We start from the raw sequence: 14,175 nt of genomic DNA, 5'->3' as shown, positions 1-14,175 counted from the left end.
GGCAATCGGCAAAGAACATCGATAAACGGCAAATAAAAAGCCTGATAATTTTCGGTTTTTCGAAAAACCTAGGTTTAATTTTAATAAATTATTTTTTTATAATCGATTTAATTGGTGTAACGTTTGTTAGAACAACGCTCTTACAAACATCATACCCTTAAATTTTTTGAATTGATGCTGGGGTTGATTTCAAATTCAATTTGTTGATTTCCGACTGCAAGAAAGCTATTTTTTATATTCTTTTCTATTTCAAAAAGATTGTTATACGAAACAAAAAATCCCAACCAAAAAATGGAAGGGATTTCTAAAATTTTATTTTTAAAAAGTTTATAAAATCAACTTCTTAGTAACAACTTGACCATTTTCTAACTCGATTTGCACAATAACCGTTTGCTTTGAAAAGTTTGTGTTTGCTACAAATTCGTTTGTACCCTGTTCTTTTTGAGAAAACACTACTCTTCCTAAAACATCATAAACCAAAACGCTATTGATTTTTTCTAACGAAGATTTTATACGAAGCTGTCCGTTTGAACCAAATGCTATGACACTGGAAGCAACTTCGTTAAAGTTTGGATTTGACAATGTTTCATTAGTGTAACGTAATTCAAAACGATTATTAACTTCACCGGCATTTGAATCAAAAACATAAGGACTGGATGTTAGATCGTGAATACTATTTAACATTTTGTCTTTCAAATACACTTTTCTATTTTCTAAGCCTATCACCTCTGCAATAGCAACTGTAAATGTTCCGGCAGTTGTTGTGTTGTAACCCAAAGGCACAACATCGTTTTCATCAAAAGGCAATGGTCTTCCTTGGATAATAAATGGTTTATTATCAATTAACGAATACATTTTTGAAGAACCATCCACTTTAGTCGAGGCATCAAATAGTCTGTCTTTTTCATTTGTGGCTCCATCAACATAACCCAACAAAGTTCTTGAAGGAGAACCATTTTGAGGGATAAAATCCAACCAAATTTTAAAATCACTTTCACCATTCAACTCACTCGAACTTCTAAAAAACTGATTGTTTGCATGGGCAATGTTTCTCATTGAGTTTTTAAAGGTAACGGTTTCTGTAGCCGCAGCTCCATCATTCATCAAGACAAAAAATCCTTGACCTGAAGCGATAAAACCATTAAAAGACGGTCCGGTTGATGGTCCAACTGCGTTGTAAACAATGTAATCATTTGGATCATAATTATAAACAAAATTGTTATAAAAAGGATCATTAAAAGGAATGTCGGGCAATACACCATGTGTCCAAATTCGAACAGAACCTTCAATGTTTGTGTTTTCATTTAAAAAATCTAAGGCTCTAATAGCAGAAGGATAGGGATTACCTACTAAATTGAAATTGTCATCATTGGCTGTTACAGTTATTAAAGGATTTGTTGGACTTGGATAACCTGCTCCTGTGTAAGAACCACGTTGAATTTCAGGAGTAATAATTCCGTTATGCGACTCTCCTGTAAATATGGTGTTAAAAGGCTGAATAGTTGTAGTAAAAGAGGAAGGACCACGAACAATATAACCTTTTCCTTCTTCCATATCTTCGTTGGCGGCTGTCCAGTTTCCAAAGTTACCTCCAATCGTTGGCAACCATTTAAACACATTAGATGCCGGCGTTCCGGTAGAAATGTTCAACACCGGAAAAGAAGCTACCGGAGACGACCAATATACATAATCTAAACGGCGGATATTGGCTGTTCTGGTTAATCCGATGTTTCCACTATTCACGGCATAATCATCTAATTGGATTAAACTTCCGTTGTTTTGAATGTTTAATGTTCCGTTGTTAATAATTCTTCCGGCGGATTGAATGTGATTATTAGCATTGATAGTTACGGCATGAGTAGCATCTATCTCACACTCACATGCTACAACATTACCGTTTGTTCCTGTGTTGTAATCATCTCTAAAAATAGCTTTTCGATACTGATCTGGTGCTCCTCCAGTCCAGTTATCGCTTTCCCAAACACTTGTAAATGGTGTTCTTCCTCTAATTTCAACATTATCTAGTACCCATATTTCATCTGAACGATCAACATAAAATTCAAACTTTATTCTAAGTTGATTGGATATAGGCATCGTTGTAAGTCTATAATACTTATTTCCTAAATTAACTGAATTTGTTGTAGTGGGAACTGTCTGCAAAGGAATATTAACCCCTCTGAAATTTGTCTCATAATTAGCCGGAGTAGCTGTGTTTATATCCCAAATAGAATTATCATCACCTTTAATAATGAGTTCGTTAGACCAAGTTACACCACCATCTGAGCTTACAAAAACTCGTATTTGATCACTTCCAAAATCTAAACCTTGTGTTGTACTTGTTGAATAAGCTCCAACATTAAAACGTAATTCAACTTCGGCATAGGATGTAACATCAATTGTGTTAAATAATACTGTAGAATAACCATCATTATCACCATAAGAAGCAGCAAATGCACCGTTTACCTGCAAACTACGTGTTCCAATAAATTTGTTTGAAGGTACAGATCTACTACTACCAAAAGCTTGTCCGCCAGCAACAACTGGAGTTGTTCCTGTTGAAAAAGTTGAAGGAGTATATCCCAATGTATTAACGGTATCAAAGTTTTGGGCAAAAATTACACTTGGTGTAGTAAGTACACATTCATCAAAATTAATTCCAACTCCTGATATCGCAAAAACATAAGGGTTTTTTCCTGAAACGTTATTAGGGATTGATACTGTGGCTTGTCTTAACCCTAAAGCAGATGGGTTAAAACGAATCGTTAAAATTGAAACACTATTTGCAACAACAGGAGTAACTGGCGACGCAAAAATTGTAAAATCAGCGGCGTTTGGCCCGCTAATTGTTGCGGCTGAAAGAGTTAAATTAGCTCCCCCATAATTAGCAATATAAAAATTACGGTCTTTACTAGCTGCACCGGCTTCATTAACATTTCCAAAATTGGTGTGATTTGTCAAGGAAGTTGTTGTGCTTCCATTTATAACATCTAACCCATTCCCTATCACATTAATATCAGGAGCGATTCCTGTTCCTTGAATTGTAAATGTATATGGATTTTCATCTGAATCATTATTTATTATAGAAACAACAGCTGTTCTAACTCCTCCTGTAGTTGGAGCAAAGCGGATTACAAAATCTGAAAAACCGCCTGGCAAAACAGTCAAAGAAGGCTGAGTTGTAACTGTAAAATCAGCGGTGTGGCCAGATAACTGCACACGAGGAACCCCTGTTAAATTAAGATTTGAAATCCCTATATTTTGTATTCTAAAATCTTTGAGTTGATTGTTTCCAATATTCTGAGCAGCATATAATGTGTTATTAAATGCATTTGGAATTGTACTCCCGTTAACAATATTATTAGTAGCTCCTGTTGCTCCTCTAACATTAATTTCGGGCCCTGGATTACTTACTGTTAATGTCAGTGTTTGTTCATCTGAACCGCTTGCATTTATTGCAAATATTGAAATGTAAAAAGTTCCAGTTGCCCCTGGTGTTCCGGTAATTACACCCGTTGTTGCGTTTATTGAAAATCCCGGAGGCAAGCTAGTTGCATTAAAAGTTGTAGGACTATTTATTGCAGTTATGGTATAACTAAACGGATCTCCAACAAAACCTGAGACATTTAATTCACTTGTGATTATTGGTGCCGCTGGTGCTGTTGAATAAACATAACCATTAAATATAAAATCATTAATACTAAAAGTTCTTGTAGGAACATCAGTACCCCAAACATAAAATCGAAAAGTTACGGCAGAGGTAATTCCCTGATAAGTTGCTACAGCAAGAGAAATTGTTGTTCCTGCTGCGTTTGGTGTTCCAATATTTGATGCATAGCCATCTAGACTTGACCGAAAAGCAAAATTAGCTGGTCCTCCTGAAAGTTGTCCTGTATAAACAAAACTCACAAAGTCTATTTGATATCCTGAAGCTGGAGTGAGTGTAAATTCAAAATAAGCTGTTAAATCAATTGCGGCGGTATTCCAACTGCTGGCATTGTATCTATTATTAGCACCTGCTCCGAGTGCTCCTGCTCCTCTTCCAATTCCTGAAACAGTTAAATTAGGAGCTACAACCTGACCTGTAGTGTAGGGATTTGCCGTATTGGGATTTGTTCCGGTAATCGGATTTTCAAAAATCGATTGCCCCCACGAAAAAGCACTCAAAAAAAGTGCTACTAAAAGTATTCTTGTTTTCATTTTTGGAAATGATAAGTTTTTATAGTTTTTTTGGCTTTTATAGTTGAATTTTTGGCGGGTACAAATTTACAGCTAAATTGCAGAATTTCAATACCTTTGCGTTACTAAATTATTAACAAAAAACCACTAAATTTCCATCATTGAGTTCACAATCAACCACTTCACTTTCAGAAATCGTTCAAAAGATGGAATTCTACTGCTCTTATCAGGAGCGTTGCCATGCCGAAGTGGTTCAAAAATTATACACGTTAACGGTTCCTCAAAACCAACATGACGAAGTGATTGTGCATTTAATTCATCATAATTTTCTGAACGAAGAACGGTTTGCTAAGTTGTTTTCGATTAGTAAATTTCATCAAAAAAAGTGGGGAAAAAAACGTATTTCAAACGAATTGAAACAACGAAACATCTCTGATTATTTGATTCGAATGGGTTTAAAAGAAATTCCCGAAGAAGAATATGAGACTACTTTTACTGATTTAGCCAAAAAAACGTGGGATTCAATTTCAGAAAGAAATACAATCAAAAAAAGAAAAAAATTCTGCGACACCTTACTTCGAAAAGGCTGGGAAAGTGATTGGGTTTATGAAGCTTCCAAAAAATTGGAACGTTTATCTTAAAAATTCTAAAACTTCCATCTCCCCTCTTCCATCTTCCATCTTCCATCTCCCATCTTCCCTCTTCCATCTCCCATCTTCCATCTTCCCTCTTCCCCAACCCCAGCAAAATCAACCTTTTGTTAAAAGTTGTTAAACTCATCGACGTACAACACCAAAACTGTTAAATGATGTTACTCATCGTTTTCTCTATCAGTTTGCCTGATTTAATTTAAAACAGAAAACCACAGCAGTACTTTTGCCGTAGATATAAAAAGAGAAAAACAATTTTAATGTGTTTTTTCTTTCAAATAAAGTTAATAAATGCTATTTGACGTTAAAATTATACACTTTATCGATTTTTTATTTTGATATAAAAAAATTAAGAAATAGTTTTGACAACGAAAATTAGTACAAAAAAGAATTGCCTTTAAAAAAATTTCCAAATCTACTATGAAAAAAATTTTATTTTTTGTTTGCTTTTTACCGTTTTTTACGTTTGCTCAGGCTTTGAATGGTACGTATCAAATTGGCACCACACAAACCGCTCCTTTTAACAATTTACAAAACGCAATTAATCGTTTAAATACAAATGGTGTAAATGGTCCGGTTGTTTTTAAATTGTTGAACAATGAAAGTTACAACGCTACACTTGTGATTAATTCCTTTGCAGGTTCAAGCACTACCAACACCGTAACAATTGAACCGGAAGTCAACCGTAATGTAACGATTTCTGTGAACAACCCCAACAGCTATACAGGTGTTGCTGCAGTATTAAAAATTAATGGTGGAGATAATATCATCATCAACGGAAACAACTCTAACGATCAAAATATTCGCAATTTAATTTTGCAAAACAACAATTCAGTTAACTATGTAAGCCAAACTGTTTTTTGGATTGCCAGTAATGGAACAAACGCAGCTACAAACATAACGTTGAAAAACACGGTTTTAAGACATTCCAACCGCAACCAAGACGGCCGCTGGTTAAGTGGTGTTTTTTCCGGCGGAAACGGAAGCGACTCCGATTTATCAAACAGTGTAGCATCAGCTAATAATACCAATATGCAAATCATTAATAATGAATTTGTGAATATTCGTCAAGGAGTTCATGTGAATAGTAACAGTAATTCCAACCGAATTACACGTCTTTTGATTAGTAGAAACAGAATGATATCAACGGTAGACAATCAAAAACCGGATATGGGAATTTACATTAACAATGTTAGTGATTTTAGAATTGAAAATAATATAATCGATGGTATTCGTCACATCAATAGCGGAAGCTCGAACATGTATGGGATGAATATTCTAAACGGATTGAACTATACTATTGTAGGAAATCAAATTTTAAACTATTCTCATCCATCTAATAATATGATTGGAGCAGCGATGTACATTCAAGGAAACAGCACAAACAATGCAACGATTACAAGAAATATCATCAGAAACATCAAAAATAGTGGCGGTGGAATTGTTCGTGGAATTGACATAAATATTTCAACTTCAACCAACACCAACACAGAAATTAGCAATAATTTTATCAGCGATGTTGCTTCCAACGGAACAACAACAAACAATGCTAACGGAATTTATGTTCGATCAGGAAGAGATATAAAATTATACCACAACACGATTGTGATGAATAGCAATCAAAACAATATTAGTGCTGCATTGCGAATTGATGCCGGTTCCCAGTTTAATGTGGTGAATAACATTTTAGGAAATACCTCAACTACCGGAACACGCTATGCGTTATATTCAGGTGTTGCACGAACGGCTTACACAAACATTGATTTCAACAATTATTATTCTACTCAACACATTGGTTATTTAGGTTCTAACCGAACCACATTGGCCAATTGGAAAACTGCGACTCAAAAAGATTCTAATTCTTTGAATTTAATTCCAAACTTTGTTTCTGCAACCGATTTACATTTAACAGAAGAAAACCCTGATTTAGACAATAAAGGAACGTTTTTGAGTAATGTTGCCATTGATATTGATGAAGAAATTAGAAGTACAACAACGCCCGATATAGGTGCCGATGAATTCATGGCTCAAAAATGTGGAACAACAACGGTTTGGAATGGTTCGTCTTGGAACAACGGAACACCTAATGAAAATGTAAAAGCCATTTTGAACGGCAATTATAACACCGAAATTCATGGAAACCTAATTGCTTGTGAATTACTTATAAATGAAAATGTAGAAGCAATTATTGCAGAAAACAATTATTTTAAAATTGAAACAAATGTAACCATTCATGGAGATTTAACAATTTTAGACAGCGGAAGTTTGGTTCAAGTAGAAGACGAAAGCGAAAGTGTTGGTGAAATTTTAATGTACAGAAAAACCACACCAATGAAGGCATCAGATTACACTTATTGGTCTTCTCCTGTTCAAGGTTGGAAATTAAACCAATTGTCACCAAACACAAATGCTTCTCGTTTCTATAGTTATAATCCTTCCACAGGAAATTGGGCAGGACATTCAGGAGGAAATCATATTATGCAATCCGGAAAAGGATATATTGTTCAAGCTCCAACAGGATGGAGTTTAACTAATGCTCACAACGGTGTTTTTGAAGGTCATTTTGTTGGAACACCAAACAATAGCAACGTAAGCATTAACGTTACAAAAGGAGCAAATACTAATAATCTTATTGGAAATCCATATCCTTCGGCCATTGATATTGATAAATTTATTTTAGACCCAATAAATAAATCCATTTTTGAAGGAACAATTTATCTTTGGACGCACAACACAGCTATCAGTAATAGCATTCCCGGTAATCATGTCTACAATTATACAGCCGATGATTATGCTTCCTACAATTTAACCGGTGGTGTAAAAACTTCAAAATCTGCCATTACCGGCGTGGTTACTCCAACAGGAAAAGTAGCATCGGGCCAAGCATTTTTTATTAATGTGAAAAGCGAGTTATCAAATGGAACATATCAAGCACAATTTAACAACAGCATGAGATTGGTAGAACAAAATAATCAATTTTTTAGAAATTCATCTCCATCAACATCTTCTGAATCAACGGAAAAAAACCGTTTGTGGTTGAATATCTCAAATGAAAACGGAGCATATCATGAAACGTTATTAGGCTATTTAGACGGAGCAACCAACGAATTAGACTATGGCTTTGATGGAAAACACAAAAACGGCGGAAATTTTGTGAGCATTTATTCTCTTTTGGATGAAAACAAATTATCCATTCAAGGAAGAGCGTTGCCATTTGAAGAAACAGAAATTATTCCGATTGGATATGTCAGTACGATTTCAAGCCAAATGTCGATTGCAATTGAACAAGTTGACGGATTTTTTGGTGAACAAAATGTGTATTTATTTGATAAAACTACCGAACTGTATCATGATTTAAAAGCCGCTCCATTTAGTTTTGAAGCCACTCCGGGTACTTTTGACAATCGTTTTGAATTGCGATTTACAAACGAAACATTAAGTGTTGAAAATCCAACGTTGACTGAAAATAACTTGCAAGTAATCAAATCAAACAAAACAATTGAAGTAAAATCACCTTCTAATACTATTGAAGCGATTTCAGTTTTTGATATAACCGGAAAACAAGTTGCTTTCTACGAAGATATTAATCAAAATGCATTTAGTTCAAATCAATTAAACATTTCTAATCAAGTTTTAATTGTAAAAATAAAATTGGAGAATAATGAAATTGTGACAAGAAAATTGATTTTTTAATCATTTAGAAAACATAGTATTCAATTAGTTAGCAATAAAAAAGTCTAAAAAATTTGTTTCAATAGTAACTTTTAAGTTACCTTTGTAGAATGAAAGTTCGTGAAGTCATCGCCTACGAAAATCATTTTGAAGATTTTCTACTATCGAAGCCAAAAAAAGTTCAAGACAAAATATTCAAAATAATTGAAGCAATTGAAACGTTAGAAAGAGTTCCATCCAATTATTTAAAATCGATGGAAGGAACAAATGGTTTGTATGAAGCTCGAATTCAGTTAGGTTCAAATATTTAGCGAGTATTTTGCTTTTTTGACAATGGGAAACTAGTAATATTACTTAATGGCTTTCAAAAGAAAACGCAAAAAACACCAAAAAATGAAATTGAGAAAGCGTTAAAATTAATGACTAAGTATTACCAAGAGAAAACTAAATAATTATGGAAACTAAAAGTTGGAAAGAAATTAAAGATAATGTCTACGGTGAAAAAGGAACCGAAAGACGAGACGAACTTGAAAGAGAATTCCAAGGTTTTAAAATTGGTTTACTTTTAAAAAAAGCTCGAGAAGAAAAGCAATTAACACAAACTGAACTTGGCGATTTAATTGACAAAAAAAGAGAATATATTTCAAGAATAGAAAACAACGGAGGTAATCTAACACTCAAAACGTTATATGATATTGTAGAAAAAGGATTTGGAGGAAAAGTGAAAATTCAAATTGAATTATAAACTTTCTTTTTTGAAATCGGATTTTTTTATGCCTTACATAAAACAATACTAACCGCATTTCCTCCAAAACCAACCGCATTCACCATGATTTTTCTTAACGGACGAATTTGCTGTTGTTGTTTCAAAAAAGGAACTTGAATAAATTGATTGTGCTGTAGCATCAACAAAGCCATTTCCACACTCAACATACCGGAAGCTCCAAACGTGTGACCAATTTTCCATTTGTTGTTGGTGAGTAATGGAATGTTATTTCCAAAAACAATTTCGATTGCTTTCATTTCGCTCAAATCGCCTTGAATTGTTCCGGGAGAATGCGTCACAATCACATCAATTTCTTCCGGATTCATTCTTCCCAAAGCCATTTTCATCGATTTTTGAAAACAAGTTGCTTCCGCAGAAATGGAAATCGAATGTTTCAAATTTTCAGTAGCATAGCCAAAACCTTCAACATAAGCAATTGCTTTTTCGTTTTCACCACTTTCTAAACAAATTGTGGCTGCAGCTTCACCTAAAACCATGCTGTTTTTTGTTTTGGAAAAATCAAAGGTTTTACAAGGATAAGCATCTGAACTTTCTGAGGAAGAATAAATTTTTAACGCTTGCATTTGAGCAATCGTAAATGGTGTAAGCGGTGCTTCACTTCCACCGACCAAAAATTTATCAGCCATGCCAGATTTAAGCCAAGCAATTCCGTTAAGCAACGCATGCAAAGCAGTGGAACATGTAATAGAATGTGAAATTTCCGGTCCGTTGTTTTGCAAATCTTGAGCCACCCAACTCGAAATATTTCCTAACGTGGTGGTTGGCGAAGCTAAGGTTTGAGCTTTTCCGGTGGATAAAAATTCGGCATGATGCTTTTCAAACAATTGTGTGGCTCCACGTGAAGAACCAATGTTTATTCCGAAAATATCCTCAGAATTCCATTCTGCCAAAGAAACAGCTTGTCGAGAAGCTAAAATGGCAAACAAAACAGAATCGTCTAAAAATTTATATTTGGTTTCGGATAATCGCAATGCGGCTACTTTTTGTTTATTTTCTTTCGATAAAGAAGAAGCAAAAACAGTAGAAGTTCCAATTTGAGTGGGTTTGATAAAGGATTGTTCCAATTGATAGGCTTCCCAAACAGAAACCGCATCATTTCCTAAAGGCGAAACCGAAGCAAAAGAAGTTATGGCAATTTTTGAGTTCAAAAAAAGAAATTTGAATGAAATTTATAAAATACAAATTTACACTATCTACAACGCTTTTTCAATGGTTTTATAAATTATTTCCAATTGTTCATTGGTGGTAACATACGGCGGAAGAATGTAAATGGTGTTGCCCACCGGACGAAGAATGATGCCGTTTTCGATAAAAAAAGCATATAATTTATTTCTGAAATCACCATAATAGCTTTCGGAAATTTCTCTTTTGATTTCAAAAGCGAAAATAATTCCTAAAACTCGTATATTTTCAACATTTGGAAGAAGCTCAATTCGTTTTTTAAATTGCAAATGTTGCTCTTCAATCCGAACAATATTTTTCTGCATTTTCGTCGAAAAAAGTAACTCAATCGCTGCCAAAGCCGCGGCACATCCGGTTGGATTTCCGGTAAAAGTGTGTCCGTGAAATAATGCTTTGTTCACGTTTTCCGACAAAAATCCGTCAAAAACTTCTTGCGAAAAACTTGTCACTGCCATTGGAATAGTTCCTCCGGTTAAGGCTTTTGATAAGCACATCATATCGGGTTGCTCAGATAAATAATCGCAGGCAAAGGTTTTTCCTGTTTTACCAAATCCGGTCATCACTTCATCGGCGATTGTGAAAACATTATTTTTTTTGCAAAGCGAAATGAGTTTGTCTAATTCTTGTGGTTCATACATCACCATTCCGGCAGCACCTTGCACTAACGGCTCAAAAATAAACGCAGCAAATTCGTTGGATTGAAGTAAATTTTCCAATAAAGTTAAACTATTGTTTTCTGATGTTGGAATCGAAATCCGAACCACTTCCAACATCGATCCTTGAAAAGCTTCCGTAAAAAAACTAATGCCACTGGCCGCCATGGCTCCAAATGTATCACCGTGAAATCCGTTTTCAAAAGCAATAATTTTGGTACGTTTTTCTCCTTTATTATAAAAAAATTGCAACGCTGCTTTAATGGCAATTTCCACTGCAGTGGAACCATTATCCGAATAAAACAGTTTTTTTTGGTTGGATGGTAAAATAGAAATCAATTTTTCTGCTAATTCTACAGCGGGTTTGTTCGTAAAACCACCAAACAAAACATGCTCTAACGTAGTTAATTGTTTATAAATCGCATTGGCTATAATCGGATTGGAATGCCCAAACGGATTGACCCACCAACTTGAAATGGCATCGATGTATTCCTTGCCATTTTCATCCCAAAGATAAACACCTTCGCCTTTTACAATCGCCGGCAAAAGTCCGGTGGTTTGGTGTTGGGTGTAAGGATGCCAGTTGTAGAGTTTGTCTTTTTGCGAAAGGTTCATGAGGGGATTTTTGGATTGTTCGATTGTTGGATTGTTCGATTGTTGGATTGTTAGACGAGGCGTTGAAGATTTTCTTTGAACTTTTCGGCATAATAGGAAATTACATTTTGATCAAAATAGGGTTCGTTGTCAATTCTTCCTAAAAAAGCTACTCCGGTTTTGGATAGAATAATAGATTCTGTGGCTTCATTTTCATCTCCTGAAAAAATAATTCCACCGATGTTGAAATTTCTGTTTTTTAATGCTTCAATCGTTAACAAACTATGATTGATACTTCCCAAATAATGACGAGAAACGATTATTACTTTGTAATCAGGTTGAATTAAGTCCATCACCGTTTCTGTTTGATTTAATGGAACAAAAATGCCTCCTGCTCCTTCAATCACCAAATGATTTTTTGTTTTGGGTTCTTTGATAGAATTGATGTTGATGGAAATTCCGTCCAAAGCTGCGGCATAATGTGGACTAGCAGGCGTTTGCAGAGCATAACTATTTTCGTGAATTTTAGTTTTAGAATTACTGATGAGTGATTGCACTTTATCTTTATCTGAAAAATCTAATTCTCCGGCTTGAACGGGTTTCCAATAATCCGCTTCAAGGGCTTCTGTGATAATGGCGGAAGCAATTGTTTTTCCTACGTCGGTTCCAATTCCGGTGATGAATATTTTCATGGTAGTTGTTTAACCGCAAAGTTCGCAAAGAATACGCAAAGTTTGCAAGGATTTTTGAAAATATTATAAGTATGATACTGCTTTTAGCTCGCCTTTTTTCAACGACTACTAAAATAATATCATTCTATTTTTAACCACGGATAATACGGATTGAACGGATTATTGCTGATTTTTAATGCTCGTTTTTCTATTATTTGTGTAAATCACTCTTTTAAATTCCGGTTCTTCTCCAAAATTTAATAACATACCTACTTCAATGGGTGTTGCTTTTAAGTAATTTATTATTTGTGCTGTGTGAATATCCATGAGAAACTCAGTGGCTTTTAACTCAACAATTACTTTGTCTTCTATTAATAAATCTGAATAAAAATCTCCAACAAGTTGGTTTTTAAAATAGACTTTAATTTGCTTTTGAGCTTCAACTTTAAGTCCAAACGATTTTAATTCAAAAAACATGGAATTTTGATATACTTTCTCAAGAAAACCGGAGCCTAATTCATTATATACGTTGTAATAGGCTTTTAAAATTGCATCTGTAATTGATTTGTGTAATAAATTTGTCATATCATCTGTTTATATCTGTTAAAATCAGTTTTATCCGTGGCTTAAAACACAAATGTACTTAACAAATCTAAAACAGTAAAAATTTCTTTTTGAGAATTATAAGAGTGCAAACAAAACCGCAATCTTTCCTGGCCTTCAGGAACGGTTGGTGACAAAATAGGTTTTACATCAAAGCCATTTTGTTGGAGTTGTTGTGCAATGATTTTTACTCGCTCGTTTCCAGGAATTACAACGGAGTGGATGGTTGAGGAAGATGGAAGATGGAAGATGGAAGATGGAAGACATGACTTAAAATAGTCGATGTTTTGAAAAAGGTTCTCTCTTTCTTGCTGACTTTTAGCCAATTGCTGATAGGCCACAAAAATAGTCGCAACCGAATGGGGCGATAATCCGGTGGTGTAAATAAAACTTCGGGCAAAATTGGTTAAATAGGTTTTAAGTTGTTCACTCCCCAAAACTGCCGCTCCGTGGCAACCTAAGGCTTTTCCGAAGGTGATGATTCGGGCAAAAACGTTATTTTGCAAATTCAACTGTTGCACTAAACCTTCTCCTTTTTCCCCAAAAACTCCTATGGCATGGGCTTCGTCGATGACTAAATAGGCGTTGTGTTTTTCGGATAAAGCGACCAATTTTTCTAAATCGGGTGAATCGCCATCCATGGAAAAAACGCTTTCGGTGATGATGAAAATGGTTGCAGGTTGCGGGTTGCGGGTTGCGGTTTGGAACTTAGTGAGTAAATTTTCTAAATCAACTACATCGTTGTGTTTGAATTTGAACGATTTGGCTAAACTCATTTGGATGCCATCGCGGATGGAGGCATGACTGAGTTCATCATATAAAATAATATCATTCCGTTGCGGAACGGAGCTAAAAAAACCCACATTGGCATCGTAGCCGGAATTAAAAATTAAAGCTGCTTCTGCCTGATGGAATTGGGCAATGAATTCTTCTGTTTCTGTATAAATGGAATGATTTCCCGTGAGTAATCGTGAACCGGTGGCTCCGTTTACTTTGTAATTTCTGGAAACTAACAAGTCATGTGTTTGTTGAAAAATCGCTTCACTTTTTGCAAATCCTAAATAATCGTTAGACGAAAAATCGACTAAATTATTGGGTAAAGCCAACTGCCGGAGAGCATTGTTTTGTTCTCTTTGGAGGAGTTTTTGATGAAGGGATTTTGGGAGGGATTTCATTGAGTAACAGAA

General features: G+C 34.9%; 11 protein-coding genes. 5 read left to right on the top strand and 6 right to left on the bottom strand.

Annotation, left to right across the window (positions count from 1 at the left end):
• Positions 1-327: 327 nt before the first annotated feature.
• Positions 328-4,197, bottom strand: coding sequence for a choice-of-anchor D domain-containing protein (locus tag M0M57_RS07985; protein ID WP_248436652.1), 3,870 nt, complete (start codon positions 4,195-4,197; stop codon positions 328-330).
• A gap of 140 nt (positions 4,198-4,337) precedes the next feature.
• On the opposite strand from M0M57_RS07985, the gene M0M57_RS07980 reads away from it, so the two are divergent.
• From M0M57_RS07980 to M0M57_RS07965, 5 genes are all read left to right on the top strand, one after another.
• A complete protein-coding gene (locus tag M0M57_RS07980) occupies positions 4,338-4,817 on the top strand; it encodes a regulatory protein RecX (RefSeq protein WP_248436651.1) in 480 nt (159 codons plus the stop codon).
• Between the two features lie 429 nt (positions 4,818-5,246).
• The gene (locus M0M57_RS07975; protein WP_248436650.1) at positions 5,247-8,519 is read left to right on the top strand and encodes a T9SS sorting signal type C domain-containing protein; all 3,273 of its coding nucleotides are present in this window, start codon (positions 5,247-5,249) and stop codon (positions 8,517-8,519) included.
• 89 nt (positions 8,520-8,608) lie between these two features.
• A complete protein-coding gene (locus M0M57_RS16730) occupies positions 8,609-8,809 on the top strand; it encodes a hypothetical protein (protein WP_326930622.1) in 201 nt (66 codons plus the stop codon).
• Between the two features lie 36 nt (positions 8,810-8,845).
• Positions 8,846-8,950, top strand: coding sequence for a type II toxin-antitoxin system RelE/ParE family toxin (locus M0M57_RS16760; RefSeq protein ID WP_407647484.1), 105 nt, complete (start codon positions 8,846-8,848; stop codon positions 8,948-8,950).
• A 2-nt stretch (positions 8,951-8,952) separates the two neighbouring features.
• Entirely contained in the window at positions 8,953-9,243 is a 291-nt protein-coding gene (locus M0M57_RS07965) for a helix-turn-helix domain-containing protein (protein WP_248436649.1), read from the top strand.
• A 26-nt stretch (positions 9,244-9,269) separates the two neighbouring features.
• Here M0M57_RS07965 and M0M57_RS07960 read toward each other — a convergent pair whose 3' ends face one another.
• From M0M57_RS07960 to M0M57_RS07940, 5 genes are all read right to left on the bottom strand, one after another.
• A complete protein-coding gene (locus tag M0M57_RS07960; protein ID WP_248436648.1) occupies positions 9,270-10,433 on the bottom strand; it encodes a beta-ketoacyl synthase N-terminal-like domain-containing protein in 1,164 nt (387 codons plus the stop codon).
• A gap of 45 nt (positions 10,434-10,478) precedes the next feature.
• Positions 10,479-11,735 carry an adenosylmethionine--8-amino-7-oxononanoate transaminase gene (gene bioA / locus M0M57_RS07955; RefSeq protein WP_248436647.1) on the bottom strand — a complete coding sequence of 419 codons (1,257 nt, stop codon included), beginning with the start codon at positions 11,733-11,735 and terminating at the stop codon, positions 10,479-10,481.
• 50 nt (positions 11,736-11,785) lie between these two features.
• Positions 11,786-12,406, bottom strand: a complete 621-nt coding sequence (bioD, locus tag M0M57_RS07950; RefSeq protein ID WP_248436646.1) for a dethiobiotin synthase — start codon at positions 12,404-12,406, stop codon at positions 11,786-11,788.
• A 159-nt stretch (positions 12,407-12,565) separates the two neighbouring features.
• Entirely contained in the window at positions 12,566-12,970 is a 405-nt protein-coding gene (locus tag M0M57_RS07945) for a GxxExxY protein (RefSeq protein WP_248436645.1), read from the bottom strand.
• Positions 12,971-13,011: 41 nt separating this feature from the next.
• On the bottom strand, positions 13,012-14,163 hold the full coding sequence (locus tag M0M57_RS07940) for an aminotransferase class I/II-fold pyridoxal phosphate-dependent enzyme (RefSeq protein ID WP_248436644.1): 1,152 nt from the start codon (positions 14,161-14,163) through the stop codon (positions 13,012-13,014).
• Positions 14,164-14,175: the final 12 nt, after the last annotated feature.

Origin of the sequence: Flavobacterium azooxidireducens (assembly GCF_023195775.1) — a bacterium.
GTDB lineage: Bacteria > Bacteroidota > Bacteroidia > Flavobacteriales > Flavobacteriaceae > Flavobacterium > Flavobacterium azooxidireducens.
This window is presented reverse-complemented; position numbering and strand designations above follow the sequence as displayed.